The sequence below is a fragment of the Streptomyces longisporoflavus genome, from assembly GCF_014649775.1.
GTDB classification, from domain to species: domain Bacteria; phylum Actinomycetota; class Actinomycetes; order Streptomycetales; family Streptomycetaceae; genus Streptomyces; species Streptomyces longisporoflavus.
Genome location: NZ_BMTR01000005.1, coordinates 363,489 through 381,698, shown reverse-complemented (window position 1 = coordinate 381,698; position 18,210 = coordinate 363,489). Strand labels below are relative to the sequence as shown.

Annotated in this window: 15 protein-coding genes; 9 read left to right on the top strand and 6 right to left on the bottom strand. The window is 71.2% G+C overall.

Translation table 11 applies throughout. The annotated features are described in order from the left end of the window. Positions 1–38: 38 nt before the first annotated feature. From IE226_RS13160 to aceE, 6 genes are all read left to right on the top strand, one after another. The gene (locus tag IE226_RS13160) at positions 39–821 is read left to right on the top strand and encodes an adenosylcobinamide-GDP ribazoletransferase (protein WP_190081306.1); all 783 of its coding nucleotides are present in this window, start codon (positions 39–41) and stop codon (positions 819–821) included. Positions 822–1,013: 192 nt separating this feature from the next. Further along, positions 1,014–2,546: a leucyl aminopeptidase gene (locus IE226_RS13155; protein WP_190081305.1), complete on the top strand. Its 1,533-nt coding sequence runs from the start codon at positions 1,014–1,016 to the stop codon at positions 2,544–2,546. A 314-nt stretch (positions 2,547–2,860) separates the two neighbouring features. After that, a complete protein-coding gene (gene lpdA / locus IE226_RS13150; RefSeq protein WP_190081304.1) occupies positions 2,861–4,249 on the top strand; it encodes a dihydrolipoyl dehydrogenase in 1,389 nt (462 codons plus the stop codon). A gap of 63 nt (positions 4,250–4,312) precedes the next feature. After that, positions 4,313–6,115: a 2-oxoglutarate dehydrogenase, E2 component, dihydrolipoamide succinyltransferase gene (sucB, locus tag IE226_RS13145; RefSeq protein ID WP_190081303.1), complete on the top strand. Its 1,803-nt coding sequence runs from the start codon at positions 4,313–4,315 to the stop codon at positions 6,113–6,115. A 150-nt stretch (positions 6,116–6,265) separates the two neighbouring features. Further along, a complete protein-coding gene (locus IE226_RS13140) occupies positions 6,266–6,889 on the top strand; it encodes a GntR family transcriptional regulator (protein WP_190081302.1) in 624 nt (207 codons plus the stop codon). A gap of 289 nt (positions 6,890–7,178) precedes the next feature. Continuing rightward, positions 7,179–9,875, top strand: a complete 2,697-nt coding sequence (gene aceE, locus IE226_RS13135; RefSeq protein ID WP_190081301.1) for a pyruvate dehydrogenase (acetyl-transferring), homodimeric type — start codon at positions 7,179–7,181, stop codon at positions 9,873–9,875. Positions 9,876–10,002: 127 nt separating this feature from the next. Here aceE and IE226_RS13130 read toward each other — a convergent pair whose 3' ends face one another. Next, a complete protein-coding gene (locus tag IE226_RS13130; RefSeq protein WP_190081300.1) occupies positions 10,003–10,974 on the bottom strand; it encodes a helix-turn-helix transcriptional regulator in 972 nt (323 codons plus the stop codon). A 56-nt stretch (positions 10,975–11,030) separates the two neighbouring features. Next, on the bottom strand, positions 11,031–11,987 hold the full coding sequence (locus IE226_RS13125; protein ID WP_190081460.1) for an SDR family oxidoreductase: 957 nt from the start codon (positions 11,985–11,987) through the stop codon (positions 11,031–11,033). Between the two features lie 157 nt (positions 11,988–12,144). On the opposite strand from IE226_RS13125, the gene IE226_RS13120 reads away from it, so the two are divergent. Then, the gene (locus IE226_RS13120) at positions 12,145–12,669 is read left to right on the top strand and encodes a DUF4240 domain-containing protein (RefSeq protein WP_190081459.1); all 525 of its coding nucleotides are present in this window, start codon (positions 12,145–12,147) and stop codon (positions 12,667–12,669) included. A 41-nt stretch (positions 12,670–12,710) separates the two neighbouring features. Here the strand turns inward: IE226_RS13120 and IE226_RS13115 are convergent, their stop codons facing one another. Then, entirely contained in the window at positions 12,711–13,466 is a 756-nt protein-coding gene (locus IE226_RS13115; RefSeq protein ID WP_190081299.1) for a peptidoglycan recognition protein family protein, read from the bottom strand. Positions 13,467–13,616: 150 nt separating this feature from the next. After that, positions 13,617–14,402 (bottom strand): SDR family NAD(P)-dependent oxidoreductase, encoded by a 786-nt coding sequence (locus tag IE226_RS13110; protein ID WP_190081298.1) that lies wholly within the window; start codon positions 14,400–14,402, stop codon positions 13,617–13,619. A 155-nt stretch (positions 14,403–14,557) separates the two neighbouring features. On the opposite strand from IE226_RS13110, the gene IE226_RS13105 reads away from it, so the two are divergent. Further along, entirely contained in the window at positions 14,558–15,202 is a 645-nt protein-coding gene (locus tag IE226_RS13105) for a TetR family transcriptional regulator (protein WP_373306943.1), read from the top strand. Between the two features lie 62 nt (positions 15,203–15,264). Here IE226_RS13105 and IE226_RS13100 read toward each other — a convergent pair whose 3' ends face one another. Beyond that, the gene (locus IE226_RS13100; protein ID WP_190081297.1) at positions 15,265–16,434 is read right to left on the bottom strand and encodes a PP2C family protein-serine/threonine phosphatase; all 1,170 of its coding nucleotides are present in this window, start codon (positions 16,432–16,434) and stop codon (positions 15,265–15,267) included. Positions 16,435–16,602: 168 nt separating this feature from the next. After that, positions 16,603–17,091 (bottom strand): GNAT family N-acetyltransferase, encoded by a 489-nt coding sequence (locus tag IE226_RS13095; RefSeq protein WP_190081296.1) that lies wholly within the window; start codon positions 17,089–17,091, stop codon positions 16,603–16,605. Between the two features lie 82 nt (positions 17,092–17,173). Here IE226_RS13095 and IE226_RS13090 point away from each other — a divergent pair, with 82 nt between their 5' ends. Continuing rightward, positions 17,174–18,109: a TIGR01777 family oxidoreductase gene (locus IE226_RS13090; RefSeq protein WP_190081295.1), complete on the top strand. Its 936-nt coding sequence runs from the start codon at positions 17,174–17,176 to the stop codon at positions 18,107–18,109. The last annotated feature ends 101 nt before the right edge of the window (positions 18,110–18,210 follow it).

Genomic DNA, 18,210 nt, shown 5'->3' with positions numbered 1-18,210 from the left:
GCTGCTTCGGCTCCGCCGACCCCGGATACGCTTCCGCGGTGCCCCGAACCTCCCCCGCCGACGGCCTCCGCTTCGCCTTCGGCACCCTCACCGCGCTCCCGGTCACCGTCACCAAGTGGGACCGCGAAGCCGCCCGCGCCGGGATGCTCGCCGCCCCCGTGGCGGGGTTGGTGGTGGGCCTCTGCGCGGCCACGCTCGGCGGTGCGCTGCTTGCCCTCGGCGCGGGCCCGCTGCTCGCTGCGGTGGCGAGCACGGCCGTCCCCGCCGTACTCACCCGCGGCCTCCACCTCGACGGCCTCGCCGACACCGCCGACGGGCTCGGCAGCGCCAAGCCCGCCGAGCAGGCGCTGAGCATCATGAAGCAGTCCGACGTCGGCCCCTTCGGCGTCATCACCCTGCTCTTCACCCTGCTCGCCCAGGTGGCCGTCCTCTTCCAGCTGTACGAAACCTCGTGGACCCGGGGCGCACTCGCCGCGGTCGTCTCGGCGGCGGCGGCCCGTCTCGCCCTCACCCTGGCCGCACGCACCGGCATCCCCCCGGCCCGCCCGGAGGGACTCGGCGCCGCGGTGGCGGGAACGGTTCCCCGAAGCTCCGCCCTGCTCGCGACCGCGCTCGTCACCGCGCTGGCCGCGATCGCCGCCGCGCCCCTGGGAACGTACGAGATCGCGCGGTACGCGGCGTCCGTCGTCCTCGCGGTCTGCGCCGCCGAGCTTCTCCTGCGGCACTGCGTGCGCCGCTTCGGCGGCATCACCGGCGACGTTTTCGGCGCGCTCGCCGAAACCGCGGCCACCGCGGCTCTTGTGGTTCTGGCCCTCGGCTGAGTCCGCAAGGGCACGCCATGTCGAAACATAAATGCGCCGCCACGAACGGATGAATCTACGCCGACACGATCGAACGGGCAGGACGCGCGTAGGCTCATGTCCGGCGCCCTTTCGGCCCGTTCCAGTCCGGCGCCGGGCCGGGCCGACCCACCCCATCGGCCAAGAACTCAACGGAAGCGAGAATTCACCACCGTGACTGCTCTGACTCTCAGCACTGCCGCCGCGTCCGGCCTGCGTGCCGACGCGATCGTCGTCGGCGTCGCGAAGGGCGCCAAGGGGCCGGTCGTGGCTCCGGGCGCCGAAGCCGTGGACAAGGCGTACGACGGCAAGCTCGCCTCCGTCCTGGAGACCCTCGGCGCCACGGGCGGCGAGGGCGAGGTGACCAAGCTGCCCGCGCCCTCCGGCTTCAAGGCCCCGGTCGTCGTCGCGGTCGGTCTCGGCACGGTGCCGGAGAAGGACGAGACGTACGGCACCGACGCCCTGCGCCGCGCCGCCGGTACCGCCGCGCGCGCCCTGTCCGGCTCGAAGAAGGCAGCGTTCGCGCTGCCCGCCGAGGACGCCGGGGACACCGGCGCGATCGCCGAGGGTGCGCTGCTCGGCGCGTACTCGTTCGACGCGTACAAGGAAAATGGTTCCGCCAAGGGCAAAAACAGCAAGGACGCCAAGGGTCCGCTCGCCGAGATCGCCCTGCTCGGCGGCAAGCCCCGCGACAAGGCGTACAAGGCCGCCGTCGAGCGCGCCGTCGCCGTGGCCGAGGAGCTCAACCGCGCCCGCGACCTCATCAACACGCCGCCGAACGACCTGAACCCCGAGGCCTTCGCCGCGGTCGCCTCCGCGGCCGGCAAGGAGCACGGCATCAAGGTCCAGGTCCTTGACGAGAAGGCGCTCACCAAGGGCGGCTACGGCGGCATCCTCGGTGTCGGCGTCGGCTCTGAGGCCCCGCCGCGCCTGGTGAAGCTCTCGTACACCTCGTCCAAGGCGAAGAAGCACCTCGCCTTCGTCGGCAAGGGCATCACGTACGACTCGGGCGGCATCTCGCTGAAGCCCGCCGGTCACAACGAGACGATGAAGTGCGACATGGCCGGTGCCGCCGCCGTCTTCGCCGCCGTCGTCGCCGCCGCGCGCCTCGGCCTCGAAGTGAACGTCACCGGCTGGCTGGCGCTCGCCGAGAACATGCCGTCGGGCTCGGCGACCCGCCCCGGCGACGTCCTGCGGATGTACAGCGGCAAGACCGTCGAGGTCCTGAACACGGACGCCGAGGGCCGCCTGGTCCTGGCCGACGCGATCGCCAAGGCCTCCGAGGACAAGCCCGACGCGATCGTCGACGTGGCCACGCTGACCGGCGCGATGATGATGGCGCTCGGCAGCCGCACCTTCGGCATCATGGCCAACGACGACGCGTTCCGCGCCGCGATCCACGACGCCTCCGAGGAGGCGGGCGAGCCTTCCTGGCCGATGCCGCTCCCCGACCACCTGCGCAAGGGCATGGACTCCCCCACCGCCGACATCGCCAACATGGGCGAGCGCATGGGCGGCGGCCTGGTGGCCGGTCTCTTCCTGAAGGAGTTCGTCGGCGAGGGCATCACCTGGGCGCACCTGGACATCGCGGGCCCCGCCTTCAACGAGGGCGGCCCGTTCGGCTACACGCCCAAGGGCGGCACCGGTACCGCGGTCCGCACCCTGGTCCGTCTCGCGGAGCGCACGGCCGCGGGCGACCTCGGCTGACCTGCTGATATCTCGTACGCGGGCCGGGGCCCGGACACTCAGCTGTCCGGGCCCCGGGCCGCGTCTGTCCGATTTCGCCCTCGACGAAATCCGTACGTTCATACGCCCGGGTAACGCCCGGACGTGGCGAATCAGACGTCTCACAGCCCGGCCCGCCGTCCCACCTCCGGCCGACAAGTGCGAAGATGGGTTCTCGGCAGGACAGGGCCCCCACCACAGGGCCGAAACAAGAGCGGCCGAATACCAGCCGACCGACCGGTCGTCCCACGGGAAGAGCGGTCCGGCGTACGGCGCACATGCATGGAGGACGTGACGTGGCGAACGACGCCAGCACCGTTTTCGACCTAGTGATCCTCGGCGGCGGTAGCGGCGGTTACGCCGCGGCACTGCGCGCGTCGCAGCTGGGCCTGGACGTCGCCCTGATCGAGAAGGGCAAGGTCGGCGGCACCTGCCTGCACAACGGCTGCATCCCCACGAAGGCGCTGCTGCACGCCGGCGAGATCGCCGACCAGGCACGCGAAGCCGAGCAGTTCGGCGTGAAGGCCACCTTCGAGGGCATCGACATGGCGGCCGTCCACAAGTACAAGGACGACGTGATCTCGGGCCTCTACAAGGGCCTGCAGGGACTCATCGCCTCGCGCAAGGTGACGTACATCGAGGGCGAGGGCAAGCTCTCGTCGCCGACCTCGGTCGACGTGAACGGCCGGCGCGTCCAGGGCCGCCACGTGCTCCTCGCGACCGGCTCCGTGCCGAAGTCGCTGCCGGGCCTGGAGATCGACGGCAACCGCATCATCTCCTCGGACCACGCCCTGACCCTGGACCGCGTGCCGAAGTCCGCGATCATCCTGGGCGGCGGCGTCATCGGCGTCGAGTTCGCCTCGGCGTGGAAGTCCTTCGGTTCCGAGGTCACCGTGGTCGAGGGCCTCAAGCACCTCGTGCCGGTCGAGGACGAGAACTCCTCGAAGCTTCTTGAGCGCGCGTTCCGCAAGCGCGGCATCAAGTTCAACCTCGGCACCTTCTTCGAGAAGGCGGAGTACACGCAGGACGGCGTCCGCGTGACCCTCGCCGACGGCAAGACCTTCGACGCCGAGGTGCTGCTCGTCGCCATCGGCCGCGGCCCGGTCTCCCAGGGCCTCGGCTACGAGGAGCAGGGCGTCGCGATGGACCGCGGCTACGTCCTGGTCGACGAGTACATGCAGACCAACGTCCCGACCGTCTCGGCCGTGGGCGACCTGGTCCCGACGCTCCAGCTCGCGCACGTCGGCTTCGCCGAGGGCATCCTGGTGGCGGAGCGCCTGGCCGGTCTCAAGACCGTCCCGATCGACTACGACGGCGTGCCGAAGGTGACGTACTGCCACCCCGAGGTCGCCTCCGTGGGCATCACCGAGGCCAAGGCCAAGGAGATCTACGGCGCGGACAAGGTCGTCGCCCTCAAGTACAGCCTGGCGGGCAACGGCAAGAGCAAGATCCTCAAGACCGCGGGCGAGATCAAGCTCGTCCAGGTCAAGGACGGTGCCGTGGTCGGCGTCCACATGGTCGGCGACCGCATGGGCGAGCAGGTCGGCGAAGCCCAGCTGATCTACAACTGGGAAGCGCTGCCGGCCGAGGTCGCCCAGCTCATCCACGCCCACCCGACGCAGAACGAGGCGATGGGCGAGGCTCACCTGGCCCTCGCGGGCAAGCCTCTCCACTCCCACGACTGACCCTTCAGTCACACGGGCGCGACGACCAGACTTTCCGCAAATTCGTAAGGAGCAACAGAAACCATGGCGGTTTCCGTATCCCTTCCGGCGCTCGGCGAGAGCGTCACCGAGGGCACTGTCACCCGTTGGCTGAAGGCCGAGGGCGAGCGCGTCGAGGCCGACGAGCCGTTGCTCGAGGTCTCGACCGACAAGGTCGACACCGAGATCCCCTCCCCGGCCGCGGGCATCCTGGCCTCCATCAAGGTCGCCGAGGACGAGACCGTCGAGGTCGGCGCCGAGCTTGCCGTCATCGACGACGGCTCGGGCGACGCGGGCGGCTCCGCCGCCCCGGCGCAGGCCGAGGCCCCCGCCGCTCCCGCCCAGGAGGCCCCGCAGCAGGAGGCTCCGCAGCAGGCAGCCCCGCAGGCCGAGGCGCCCGCAGCACCGGCCCCGTCCGGCGGCTCCGCCGAGGGCACCGACGTCACCCTGCCCGCACTGGGCGAGTCGGTCACCGAGGGCACCGTCACCCGCTGGCTGAAGGAGGTCGGCGAGGAGGTCGCGGAGGACGAGCCCCTGCTCGAGGTCTCCACGGACAAGGTCGACACCGAGATCCCCTCCCCGGCCGCGGGCGTGCTGCTCGAGATCGTCGTGGGCGAGGACGAGACCGCAGAGGTCGGCGCCAAGCTCGCCGTCATCGGCGCTCCCGGTGCCGCTCCGGCTCCCGCCAAGGAGGAGGCCCCGGCCGCCCCCGCGCAGCAGGAGGCCCCGAAGCAGGAGGCCGCTCCGGCCCCGGCCCCGGCTCAGCCCGCCGCTCCCGCGCAGCCCGCCGCCCCGGCGCAGCCCGCTGCCCAGGCTCCGGCCCCGGCCCAGCCGGCCGCTCCGGCTCCGGCTCCGGCCGCCCCGGCGCAGCCCGCCGCCCCGGCTCCGTCCGCGCCTGCCGCTCCGGCCTCCCCGGCCGACGACGGCGCGTACGTCACGCCGCTGGTCCGCAAGCTCGCGGGCGAGCACGGCGTGAGCCTGTCGGACGTCAAGGGCACCGGCGTCGGCGGACGTATCCGCAAGCAGGACGTCATCGCCGCCGCCGAGGCCAAGAAGTCCGCCCCGGCTCCGGCCGCCGCCGCTGCCCCGGCCGCTTCGAAGGCCCCGTCCATCGAGGCCTCCCCGCTGCGCGGCCAGACCGTCAAGATGACCCGCATGCGCAAGGTCATCGGCGACAACATGATGAAGGCGCTGCACTCGCAGGCCCAGCTGACCTCGGTCGTCGAGGTCGACATCACGAAGCTGATGAAGCTGCGCGCCAAGGCGAAGGACGCGTTCGCGGCCCGTGAGGGCGTCAAGCTCTCCCCGATGCCGTTCTTCGTCAAGGCCGCCGCCCAGGCGCTGAAGGCCCACCCGGTCGTCAACGCCCGGATCAACGACGACGAGGGCACCATCACGTACTTCGACTCGGAGAACATCGGCATCGCCGTTGACGCCGAGAAGGGTCTGATGACGCCGGTCATCAAGGGTGCGGGCGACCTGAACATCGCCGGTATCTCCAAGAAGACCGCCGAGCTTGCCGGCAAGGCCCGTGGCGGTGGCCTCACCCCGGACGACATGTCCGGCGCCACCTTCACGGTCTCCAACACCGGTTCGCGCGGTGCCCTGTTCGACACGGTCATCGTGCCGCCGAACCAGGCCGCGATCCTGGGCATCGGTGCCACGGTCAAGCGCCCGGTCGTCATCAACCACCCGGACCTCGGCGAGACCATCGCCGTCCGTGACATGACGTACCTCTCGCTCTCCTACGACCACCGTCTGGTGGACGGCGCGGACGCCGCCCGCTACCTGACCACGGTCAAGGCGATCCTCGAGGCCGGCGAGTTCGAGGTCGAGCTCGGCCTGTAGTTCCGCCGCTGGTGCTGCGGCCCCCGGGGCTGTAACACTCGTCTCATCAGCGCGTACGCCCCCGTTCGGAGGTTTCCGAGCGGGGGCGTCGCCGTATTGTCTAGGGGTCACAACGCCCTGGGGGCCGCTGCCCCCGCCGGAGGAGCCCACATGACCGCGCCCGTCGTTCACTCGCTGCGCGAACAGATCCGCGAGCACATCGTGGAGGGGATCGTCAGCGGGCGCTGGCAGCCGGGCGAGCGGATCGTGGAGCGGCGCATCGCCGTGGAGCTGGAGGTCTCGCAGACCCCCGTGCGGGAGGCGCTGCGGGAGCTGGAGACGCTGCGGCTCATCGAGTCGGCGCCCAACAAGGGCGTGCGGGTACGGAACTTGACCGCGGCGGACCTGGAGGAGAGCTACCCCGTCCGCGCGGGTCTCGAGGCCATCGCGGCCGAGCTCGCGGCGGAGAGCCTGGCCGGTGACTGCTCGGCCCTGGAACCCCATGTCGCCGCCCTGTACGAGGCGGACCGGGCGGCCGACGGCACGTCTCAGGTGCGCCACACGGTCGGATTCCACCGGGAGTTGGTGCGGGCCGCGAACAACTCCGTGCTGCTGCACACCTGGGAGGGCCTCGGCATCGAGGTCTTCACGGCCCTCTCGATCCGGTGGCTCGGGACGGTGCAGCAGTCGTACGCGGAGGAGCACGAGGCGCTGGTGTCCGCGTTCCGGAGCCGGGACCCCGCGATCGCGGAGCTGGTGAAGGCCCACGTACTGGGCTGCGCGCCGCGTCCCTGACCCTCGCGCACGGGCTCGCGCTCATCCGTGGCCGAACCGCTCAAACGTGCTCCGACCTGCGCCGATCCTTTCATTTGAAGGCACCGGGTGCCCGCCTTTATGGCACCGGATGCCTACTTTCTCAATATGAAGGAGTTTTCCCCTTCAACCCTTTGATCGATCATCGATCACGGAGTTACAGTCTCCGACGGGCTCACACCAGAGCTTCACGCCCTGTCCTGCCAAAGACCTAGGGCACCCCCACCCCTTACCGAACAGGGGACCCCCTCCGACTCAGGAAGGCGGCGACATGACCGACCCCTCCGCAATCCAGCCGAGCGAGCTCGACCAGCTCCCGGACCGCGACCCCGAGGAGACCGCCGAATGGCAGGCCTCCCTGGACGCCGTTACCCAGGCGGCCGGGCCGCACCGTGCCGCATACCTGATGCGTCGCACGCTGGAGCGCGCCGAGGGCGCGGGCCTGGCGCTGCCCAAGCTCCTCGAGACCGACTACGTCAACACCATCCCCACCTCCGCCGAGCCGGCGATCGAGGGCGACGAGGCGATGGAGCAGCGGATCGCCGCGTGGAACCGCTGGAACGCGGCCGCGATGGTGACCCGGGGCAGCAAATACGGCGTCGGCGGCCACATCGCCACCTTCGCCTCCGCGGCCTGGCTCTACGAGACCGGCTTCAACCACTTCTTCAAGGGCAAGGAGGGTGACGGGTCCGGCGACCAGCTCTACATCCAGGGCCACGCCTCCCCCGGCATCTACGCCCGCGCCTTCCTCGACGGCCGTCTGAACGAGGCGCAGCTCGACAACTTCCGCCGCGAGTCGGGCGGCGACGGCCTGCCGTCCTACCCGCACCCGCGCCGGCTGCCCTGGCTGTGGGAGTTCCCGACCGTGTCGATGGGTCTGGGTCCGCTCTCCGCGATCTACCAGGCGCGCTTCAACCGCTACCTCACCAACCGCAACATCAAGGACGTCTCCAGCTCCCACGTGTGGGCGTTCCTCGGTGACGGCGAGATGGACGAGCCCGAGTCGACGGCGGCCCTCGCGCTCGCCGCACGTGAGGGTCTCGACAACCTCACCTACGTCATCAACTGCAACCTGCAGCGCCTCGACGGCCCGGTCCGCGCCAACTTCCGCGTGGTCCAGGAGCTGGAGGCCCAGTTCCGCGGTGCCGGCTGGAACGTCATCAAGGTCCTGTGGGGCAACGCCTGGGACGAGCTGTTCAAGCTCGACACCAACGGCGCCCTGGTCCGCCGCCTGCGCGAGGTGCCGGACGCGCAGTTCCAGACGTACGCGACGCGCGACGCCGCCTACATCCGCGAGCACTTCTTCGGCTCCGAGCCCGCGCTCGTCGAGCTCGGCAAGCTGCTCAGCGACGACAAGATCAGCGAGTGCTTCCACCTCTCGCGCGGCGGCCACGAGGCCCGCAAGGTCTACGCGGCCTACCGTGCGGCGCTCACCCACAAGGGCGCCCCGACCGTGATCCTGGCGCAGACGGTCAAGGGCTTCACGCTGGGCAAGGGCTTCGAGTCCAAGAACGCCAACCACCAGATGAAGAAGCTGACGGTGGACGAGTTCAAGGACATGCGCGATCTCCTTGAGCTGCCGATCTCCGACAGCCAGTTCGTCGACGGCGTGGTGCCCTACGGCCACCCCGGCGCCGACTCGCCCGAGGTCCGCTACCTCCAGGAGCGCCGCGCGGCCCTCGGCGGCCCGGCCCCGGCCCGCCGCACGCAGCCGCTGGCCCCGCTGCCCGCCGCCGCGGACAAGACCTTCGCCTCCTTCGACAAGGGCTCCGGCTCGCAGTCGGTGGCGACGACCATGGCGTTCGTACGCCTGGTCAAGGACCTCGTACGCGACAAGCAGACCGGCAAGCGCTGGGTGCCGATCGTCCCCGACGAGGCGCGCACCTTCGGCATGGAGTCGCTCTTCCCCTCGCTCGGCATCTACTCGCCGAAGGGCCAGACGTACGAGCCGGTCGACCGCGACCAGCTGATGTACTACAAGGAGGCCAAGGACGGCCAGATCCTCAACGAGGGGATCACCGAGGCCGGCTCCATGGCGGACTTCATCGCCGCGTCGACGTCGTACGCGACGCACGGCGAAGCGATGATCCCGTTCTACATCTTCTACTCGATGTTCGGCTGGCAGCGCACCGCCGACCAGATGTGGCAGCTCGGCGACCAGCTCGGCCGCGGCTTCCTCGTCGGCGCGACGGCCGGTCGTACGACGCTGACGGGTGAGGGTCTGCAGCACGCGGACGGTCACTCGCCGGTGATCGCCGCGACCAACCCGGCCGCGCTTTCGTACGACCCGGCGTTCGCGTACGAGATCGCCGCGATCGTCAAGGAGGGTCTGCGCCGCATGTACGGCGAGGCCCACGAGGGCGAAGACCAGAACGTCTTCTACTACCTCACCGTCTACAACGAGCCGATGCCGCAGCCCGCGAAGCCCGTGGGTGTGGACGAGGGCATCGTGCGCGGCCTGTACCGCTTCAACACCGCCGAGTCGGCGGGGCTCTCCCCCGCGGCCAACGCCTCGCGCATCCAGCTGATCGGTTCGGGTACGGCCATCCACTGGACCCTCGCGGCCCAGAAGATGCTCGCCGAGGAGTGGGGTGTGGCCGCCGACGTGTGGTCCGCGACCTCCTGGACCGAGCTGCGCCGCGACGCCCTGGAGGCCGACGAGGCCATCCTGCGCGGCGAGGAGCGCACTCCGTACGTGCGTACCGCGCTCGAGGGTGCGCAGGGTCCCGTGCTCGCCGTGTCCGACTACATGCGGCAGGTTCCCGACCAGATCGCGCAGTGGGTCGAGCAGGACTACTCGTCCCTGGGCGCGGACGGCTTCGGTCTCTCGGACACGCGTGACGCGGCTCGTCGCCACTTCGGCATCGACGCGGAGTCGATCGTCGTCGCGGCGCTCGCGCAGCTGGCGCGGCGGGGCGAGGTTCCCGCTTCCGCGGTGAAGGAAGCCCGGGCGAAGTACGGTTTGTAGCCTTCGGCTTGACGCGGGTACGGGCCTCTGCCGGGTGGCGGGGGCCCGTAGTCGTGTGCGGGTGCGGGTGCGGGTGCGTTTTGGGCCCGCCGCTTCGCGGCGGATTCTTTCCCGCCCGCCCACCCCATTACCGGTAGCGATCAGCCATCTGGTGTGCCGCTCTCGCGAACCGCTCCCTCAGTGCCGCCGGAGCCAGGACCTCCGCCTCTGGGCCCAGCGACATGAGCTGCGTGTACGCCACCATCTCGTTCTCGACCGCGAGGGTCAGCGTCACCCAGCCCTCCTCGTCCGGGGCGCTCGCCGTCTCCAGTGCCTCACGCGTGGACGCGGAATCGGTGGCGTACGGAAGTTGCCGTACGCCCGCCTCGGAGAGCCGCAGTACGACCTCGGAGCGCAGGATCGCCCGCGCGAACTGCGCGGCCCGTTCCTCCCAGAACCCCGGCAGATCGAACTCCTCGTCGCGTACGAAGCGGTCCTCTTCGGCAACGATCGCGGTGAACCGGTCGATGCGGTACACCCGGAACGAACCCGTGTCGGGCACCCGCGCGCACAGATACCAGACCCCGGCCTTGAGCACGAGGCCGTAGGGCTCCAGCTCCCTCTCCACCTCGGCGTCCTGGCGCCGGTAGCGGGCGGTGACGCGTCGGTCGTCCCACACCGCGTCCGCCAGCGCGGGCAGCAGTTCGGGCGCGGGCGTCTCCTGGAACCAGCCCGGAGCGTCCAGGTGGAACCGCTGCGAGGCGTTCTGCGAAGCGTCCCGCAACGAGGGCATCAGCGCCGCCGACACCTTCAGGCGAGCCGCCGACGCCGCGTCCTCCAGGCCCATCTCGCGCAACGCACCCGGCACTCCGGACAGGAACAGCGCCTCCGCCTCGCTGCGCCCGAGCCCCGTGAGCCGGGTGCGATAGCCGCCGATGAGCCGGTAGCCGCCGGTCCGCCCCCGGTCGGCGTAGACCGGGACGCCCGCCTCCGAGAGCGCCTGGGCGTCCCGCGTGATGGTCCGCTCGGACACTTCGAGCTCACCCGCGAGCTCGGCGGCGGTCATGGAGGGACGGGCCTGGAGCAGTAGCACCATCTTGATGAGGCGGGCAGCGCGCATGCCCCCATGATGCCGCCGGCCGGGGGGCGATCACGCCGAACCGGCTGCGGGCAGGGCTAGCGGTAGCCCGTGACGTCGGCGGGCTTGCCCTTCTGCTCGACCTCCGCGATGTAGCGCCAGGCATCCGGCGCCGAACCGTCGACGTCCGTGAAGCCGTACTCCTTGGCGAGACCGCCGCTGGAGAGGGACTTACCGTTCCAACGGGCCACCTCGGGGTCGGCGGCCAGCGCGACCAGGGCCCGGCCCACGAACGTCGGGGTCTCGGAGATCGCGAAGTGCGGGTCCTGCTTGCTGCCGTCGAGCCAGTTCTCCTCGGTCACCTTGAAGTGGGTGTCGAGCATGGCTTCGGAGCGCAGCCAGCCCGGGCTCAGACAGAGGGCCGCGCAGCCGTACTCCTTGAGTTCCTCGGCGAGGCCGAACGCCATCCGCAGCGGGGCCGTCTTCGCGAGGTCGTAGTAGAAGGGCTTGCGGTAGTTGGGGCCGTTGTACTCCTCGGTCCCGTCGGTCACCTCGACGACCAGGCCGCCGGGGTTCTTGACGAGCAGCGGCAGCGCGTACCGGCTGGTGACGATGTGGGTCTCGATGCCGAGGCGCATCAGGCGCAGCCCCTTGTCGAGGTCGTGCTCCCACATCTTCTTGTCCCACTCGACGTGGATGTCACCGCCCCAGATGTCGTTGACCAGGATGTCCAGCCGGCCCTGCTCCCGGTCGATCCGCTCGACGAGGGCCTCGACCTGTTCGGGCACCAGATGGTCGGTGGGCACGGCGATCCCCGCGCCCGCGCCGCCCGCTTCCCGGCCCGCGGCAGTGGTCAGCTCCGCGGTCTCCTCGATGGTCTCGGTGTCGCGCCCCACCTCGCTGGTGTGCTTACGAGTCGTACGCCCCGTGGCGTAGACGGTGGCTCCTGCCCGGCCGAGCTCGACGGCCATGGCCCGGCCCGCGCCACGCGTGGCCCCGGCGACGAGCGCGACCTTCCCGACCAGGGGCTGTGCGGATACGGAGGTGCTCTCCATGTCCCTGCTCTCCTTGTTGTCCATGTCGTGGAGGCTGCCACTCAATGCCGACACCTCCTGTCGGGTTTTCCATGGGCATGTGCACGCATAACGAGAGGGCCGCATCCGCCGCACTCCGCGTGCGTACCCACCCTCCAGGGCCGATGCTTGTCCCGTGATGGACGAGACGGAGTTCTGGGAGATCGTGGACCGCACCCGCGTGGCCGCCGACGGCGACCCCGAGGACCACGCCGACCTGCTCACCGAGCGGCTCCTCGAGCTCGAACCGGACATGGTCCTCGACTTCGCCCGTCACTTCGAGGCCCGTTACAACCGCGCGTACCGCTGGGACCTCTGGGGAGCTTCTTCGATCATCCTCGGCGGCGCCGGCGAGGACGCCTTCGACTACTTCCGCTGCTGGCTGATCGGCCAGGGCCGTGAGGTCTTCGAGGGAGCCCTGCACGACCCCGACTCGCTCGCGGATCTCCTCGACTACTTCGACGAGGACGTCGACGGCGACGGCGAGGAACTCGGCTTCGCGGCGGACGAGGCCTACGAGCAGCTCACCGGCGTGGTCACCCCCGACCTCGGCATCGCTCCCGCCCCTTCGGAGCCGGAAGGCACACCGCTCGACCTCGAGAACGAGAAGGCCCTGGCCCAGCGCTACCCCAAACTCTGGGAACGCTTCGGCGACGCCGACTGAGACGACACCGACTGAGGCTCCCCCGCGACTGGGGCAGGCCCCTACCGGTCCTGCAACCGCGCCGCCTCCTTCCTGATCCCGGGCAGCGCGGCCATCAGCGCCGCACCCGGACACTGCGTGTAGTAGCCGTCCTTGTGTCCTGACACCGCGTTGAACTTGACGCTCTTCCCCTTCGGGTACCTGCTGAGGCTGTTCGAGGAGACCAGCCGCACCTTGGAGCGCGGGTCGACGTCCGTGAGGCCGAGCTTCCACGCCACCAGCGCCGCCAGCGCGTCGGTCATCGCCTCGGGAACAGGCACCCCCTTCGTGAACGTCCCTATCGCCGCGATCCCCACCGACCCGCGGTTGAAGCCCTGCGTGTGCGCCCCGACCACGGCCCGCTTGACCCCGCCGGCCCTCCCCTCGTAGATGGTCCCGCACCGGTCGACGAGGAAGTTGTAGCCGATGTCGTCCCACTGCCTGCTCTCGGTCTGACCGGTGTACAGATAGCGGATGGTGCGCGGGGCGTCGGCGCAGTCGTAGTCGTTCGGGGTGTCCGTGTGGTGCACGAACACCGCCCTGACCCGCTTGGCATACCGGGCGGGCGGCCCGCGCCCCGCGTCGGTCAGCCACTCGGAGCGCGGCACGATCCGGGGCTGCGCCGCCGGGTGGTGCCCCATCGCCTGCCGGGCCCGGTCCCGCACCGACGCCCCCGCCGTGCCGGGCCCCACGAACAGCGCGCACAGGAGCAGGAGCCCCACGGCCGTAAGGACTGGCAGCCGGCCGGGCGCCGCACGCAGCACACGCGAGACACGCATGGTCCGACTGTCCGGCCCGCCCAGACCGCCCGCGATCCCCGGCCCGCCATTCGGGTGAACCGGAAATCGGTGTTCCGGAGCAGCGAAACGCTCCGTACGGGCGGTATCCCGGAGCCGCGAAGCGCTTCGTGCGGACGGCGTCCGGTGCTGTCAGAAGTGGGTGCCGCCGTCGACCCGGACCTCGGTGCCGGTGATGAAGCTGCCGTCCTGCGAGCCGAGCAGGGCGACCACCGAGGCCACGGACTCCGGTCCCGCGAAACCTTGGCCTATGGCCGGGGCCAGCTTCACGAACAGGCTCATGTCGGCGTCCTCGGGCAGGCCGGGACCCACGCTCTGCCTGCTGGCGCCGGTGCCGTCCGTCATGCCGCTGGATATGGAGCCGGGCTGGACGGAATTGAATCGGATGCCCCGCTTGCCGTACTCCGCGGCCAGGGCGTGCGTCATGGACTGGATGCCGCCCTTGCTCGCCGCGTACGCGGCCATGTACGGGTGGGCGAACATCGCGGAGGTGGAGCTGAAGTTGATCACGGCGGCGTCGTCTCCCGCGAGCAGCGCCGGGATCGCCTCGCGGATCACCAGGAACGTGCCGACGAGGTTGATCTGTATGACGCGGCTGAAGGCGTCCAGGCTGGTCTCGTGCGTGTGCGAGGAGCGGAGCACGCCCGCCGCGTTCACCAGGACGTCCAGGCCGCCGAGCGCGGTGACGGCGGCGGCGACGCCCTCGCGCACCGAGTTCTCGTCGGAGATGTCGACCACGAGGGCGGTGAGGCGGTCCGCCGCGGGGCCCGCCTTCTCGCAGGTGTCCTTCAGGCCCGCCTCGCTGACGTCGGCGGCCACGACCCTGCCGCCCTCCGCGAGGATCCGCAGGACTGTGGCCTGCCCGATGCCCGATCCTGCGCCGGTGATGAGTACGCGACGTCCTGCGTAGCGGTCCATGGGATGTCTCCGTTCAACTCCGGGCTTCCGGATCCGCCCATGGATTCGCCATGGCTCCGGCCTTCCCGATCTGATGTCAATGTACGCCTGTCTGGCACGTTTTGCCACGCCGACAATTCATGTATCAGGGTGAGATCTCCGCGTAGGCTGCGGGGGTGAGCATCCAGCAACCGTCGCTGACCGAGCGCCGCAAGGCCGCCACGCAGCTCGACATCGCCCGCGCCGCGGCCGAGCTCTTCGCCGAGCGCGGCCCCGACGGCACCACGGCCGAGGAGATCGCGGGCCGGGCCGGAGTAGCGCTGCGCACCTTCTACCGGTACTTCCGCAACAAGCAGGACGCGGTCGCACCGCTCCTCGCGGGCGGCGCGGCCGAGTGGCGGGCCCACCTCGCGGGCCTCGACCCGGCCGCGGGAGTGCCGACGGCCCTGGAACAGTCCATCGCCGACGCGCTCACCGCGGCGGACGACCGGGCGACCGAAGCCCTGGAGTGGACCCGTGGCCTGCTGCGTGCCGCGCAGGACGATCCGGCCCTGCGCGCCGTCTGGTACCGCGTGAACCAGGAGTCCGAAGAACAGCTCGTCCCCGTACTGGCCCGACTGGCCGGTGACGAAGCCGACGAACTGGACGTACGCCTGACGGCCGCGGCGGCCACGGACGCCGTCCGCCTCGCTCTGGAAACCTGGGCCCTCACGGACGCTCCCACGGAAGGCCCCGGCTCCCCCGCCGTCCTGGCGGTGCGCTGCCTGCGCGAACTGACGGGCGGCCTGCGACTCCTGGCCGCCGGGCGCGGCGACAGCTGAGCCAGGCGCCCCCTCAGGGCTCTGCCACAGCCCGCCCCGGAGCCGCCGTCCGGCGCCCCCTGCTACTGCGCCGGACCCGGCTCAGGCGCCGGTTCCGGCTCAGGGACCGCCCCGGGCTCCGGTTCGGGCGCCGGATCCAGCGAGAACGCCAGCAGCGCCACGTCGTCCCCCGCTTCCCCGCAGAACCGCATCAGGTCCTCCCAGACCGCGGAGGTCAGCACCGCCGGGTCGTCCAGGGCGTCGGCGCAGAGCACTTCGACGCGCTCGCTGAGCGGGTAGAAGACGCCAGACGCGTTGCGCGCCTCGGTCACCCCGTCGGTCACCACGAGCAGCCGGTCACCGGGCTTCAGGACCAGGCTCGCCTCCTCGGGCGGTGCGACCCCGGCGATCCCCAGGCCGAGCGGAGCGCCCGGTGCGACGCTCACCTCCTCGACACGGCCGCCGCGCAGCAACAGCGGGGGCGGATGGCCGCAGGAGACGATCCGCAGCTCAGGGGCGTCGTCCCGGAACTCCAGGAGCACGGCCGTGGCGAAGAGTTCGGCGTGCTCGGACCCCTCGGAGTCGACCACGAGACGGCGGTCGAGCCGGGCGGCGACCCCCTCCAGGTCGGGCAGGTCGAGCACCGCCTCCCGGAAAGCGCCGAGCAGCGCGGCGACCGTGCCGACCGCCGCGAGGCCGTGCCCCTGCACGTCACCGACCAGCGCCCGCACGCCGACACAGCCCTTTCGTACGTCGAAGAGATCCCCGCCGACCAGCGCCCCGCCCTGTGCCGCGCGGTACAGGCCCGAACAGCGCACCTGCCCCACCCGCTCCGGAAGCGGCGGCAGGACGGCGAACTGGGCCGCCTCCGCGACGGTGCGGACGGTGACGAGATGGGCGTCGCGCCGACTGCGTACCCAGGCGAACACGACGCTCAGGAGCGCCACGAAGGCGACCGTCAGCAGATCGCTGTCCCCGGGGCGGCCGAGTCCCAGGCCCGGCAGGTAGAGCAGCAGTACCGCGGTGCCACCGAAGAGTGCCGTGGCCGTGGCCCCGTACGACAGTGCGGCCAGTGGCGGCACGGCGGCGAGCAGGAAGCTGAGGTCGATCGTCACCGGAGTGGCCAGCTGGATGAGGCAGATCACGACGAGGAGCGCCGGCGGAGGCCAGCGCACCCAAGGGGGCGGCGGCGCGCCGCGAAGCCACCCGGGCTCCTCCCGGTCCCGCCGACTGGCAGCAGCGACCCTGAACATCGGTTCGCTCCTTCCGGTCTTCCTCCCCACGCTCCTACGCGCGCGTGCCCGCCGCACGCCGGGCCGGTCCGTCGGGTGCCCGGACGGGCCGGCGAGGGGATGACGTGCCCTGGAGCTCCCCGAAGCGCCCGCAAGCGCCCCGGAGCTCCCCCGTAGGCCGCCGGAGTGTCAGAGCGCGCGCCCCATCAGCACGTCGTCCACGTACGAGCCGTCGAGGAAGAACTCACCCGGCAGCACCCCCTCGATCGCGAACCCCTCCGAGGCGTAGAGGGCCCGGGCCGGAGTGTTGTGGCCGAGCACCCGCAGGGTGATGCGCCGCGCGCCCTGGCGGCGGGCCTCGTCCACCGCGGCCCTGAGCAGCCGGCGGCCCACCCCCTCGCCGCGCGCCTCGTCCGCGACGGCCAGGCCCAGGATCTGGCGCACGTGGGCGTTGGCGAGCAGAGGGGTCGGGAAACCGAGCCGTATGTAGCCGACGACCACGCCGTGCCGTTCGGCGACCAGGTGGTCGCGGGGGCCGAAACGGTCGTTGAAGAACGGCGGGTACGGGGGGCGCGGAGCCGGTTGTACCGCGTGCAGGGTGGACCAGGTGGCCCGGTCGACGCGGCCGAGGGCTTCTTCGTCGTCCGGCAGAGCGGTACGTATGTGCGTGTCCGGCATGAGCGTCACTGTACGACGCGCCCCTCGCGCCCCCGGGGTCACCGAGGCGCCTCGCGGCGGGATTCCGGGGCAGGATGGCGTCATGGAGCCCACCGAGACCGAGCAGTCAGTCCCGTCATCGCGGCGGTCCCGTATCGCCGTGGCCGGTGCGTCCGGCCTCATCGGCACGGCACTGGCCCGCGCCCTTGCCGATGACGGTCACGAGGTGGTGCGGCTCGTGCGCCGGGCACCTCGTACGAAGTACGAGGTGCGATGGGACCCCAAGGAGCGGTACGTCGACACGGCGGGGCTCGCGGGCTGCGACGCGCTCGTCAACCTGGCGGGAGCCGGGGTCGGCGATCACCGCTGGACCGCCGACTACAAGCGGGAGATCCGCGACAGCAGGGTGCTCGGCACTTCCGCCCTCGCCGAGGCGGCGGCCTCCCTGGACGAGCCGCCCCGCGTCTTCCTGTGCGCGAGCGCGATCGGCTACTACGGAGACACCGGTCAGCGCGCGGTGGACGAGAGCGCCCCTGCCGGATCGGGCTTCCTGCCCTCCCTGTGCGTGGAGTGGGAGGGTGCGGCAGCTGCGGCGCACGAGGCGGGCATCCGTACCGTTTTCGCGCGCAACGGTCTGGTCGTGGCGCGCGAGGGCGGGGCCTGGGGACGGATGTTCCCGCTCTTCAAGGCGGGGCTCGGCGGGCGCCTCGGCAACGGCCGCCAGTACTGGAGCCACATCTCGCTGCACGACACGGTGGCAGCGCTGCGGCACCTGCTCGACACGGAGTCCCTCTCGGGCCCCGTCAATCTCACGGCGCCCGAGCCGCGCACCAACCGTGAGGTGACGGCCGCGATGGGAAAGGTGCTGCACCGGCCCACGCTCTTCACGGCACCGTCGCCCGCCCTGCGCGTCGTGCTCGGCGAGATGGCCGGTGACGTGCTGGGCAGCCAGCGGGTCCTGCCGACCCGGCTCCTGGAGTCGGGGTTCTCGTTCGCGTTCCCCGGCATCGAGGAGTCGATCCGCGCGGCACTGCGGTAGTCGGCGCTCCCGGTTCGCTTTCTTAACGGCTGCGATCGTCGTGCGTCCTCCGTGCGACCGGCGTGCGACCGTGCTCGGTCGATGCGCGACTGCCACCGAAG

What these genes read in the sequence shown, in the direction of transcription:
- sucB (WP_190081303.1), top strand. Translation starts at nt 4,313, where the DNA reads ATGGCGGTTTCCGTATCCCTTCCGGCGCTCGGCGAGAGCGTCACCGAG.
- IE226_RS13140 (WP_190081302.1), top strand. Translation starts at nt 6,266, where the DNA reads ATGACCGCGCCCGTCGTTCACTCGCTGCGCGAACAGATCCGCGAGCAC.
- aceE (WP_190081301.1), top strand. Translation starts at nt 7,179, where the DNA reads ATGACCGACCCCTCCGCAATCCAGCCGAGCGAGCTCGACCAGCTCCCG.
- IE226_RS13130 (WP_190081300.1), bottom strand. Translation starts at nt 10,974, where the DNA reads ATGCGCGCTGCCCGCCTCATCAAGATGGTGCTACTGCTCCAGGCCCGT.
- IE226_RS13125 (WP_190081460.1), bottom strand. Translation starts at nt 11,987, where the DNA reads ATGGAGAGCACCTCCGTATCCGCACAGCCCCTGGTCGGGAAGGTCGCG.
- IE226_RS13120 (WP_190081459.1), top strand. Translation starts at nt 12,145, where the DNA reads ATGGACGAGACGGAGTTCTGGGAGATCGTGGACCGCACCCGCGTGGCC.
- IE226_RS13115 (WP_190081299.1), bottom strand. Translation starts at nt 13,466, where the DNA reads ATGCGTGTCTCGCGTGTGCTGCGTGCGGCGCCCGGCCGGCTGCCAGTC.
- IE226_RS13110 (WP_190081298.1), bottom strand. Translation starts at nt 14,402, where the DNA reads ATGGACCGCTACGCAGGACGTCGCGTACTCATCACCGGCGCAGGATCG.
- IE226_RS13100 (WP_190081297.1), bottom strand. Translation starts at nt 16,434, where the DNA reads ATGTTCAGGGTCGCTGCTGCCAGTCGGCGGGACCGGGAGGAGCCCGGG.
- IE226_RS13095 (WP_190081296.1), bottom strand. Translation starts at nt 17,091, where the DNA reads ATGCCGGACACGCACATACGTACCGCTCTGCCGGACGACGAAGAAGCC.
- IE226_RS13090 (WP_190081295.1), top strand. Translation starts at nt 17,174, where the DNA reads ATGGAGCCCACCGAGACCGAGCAGTCAGTCCCGTCATCGCGGCGGTCC.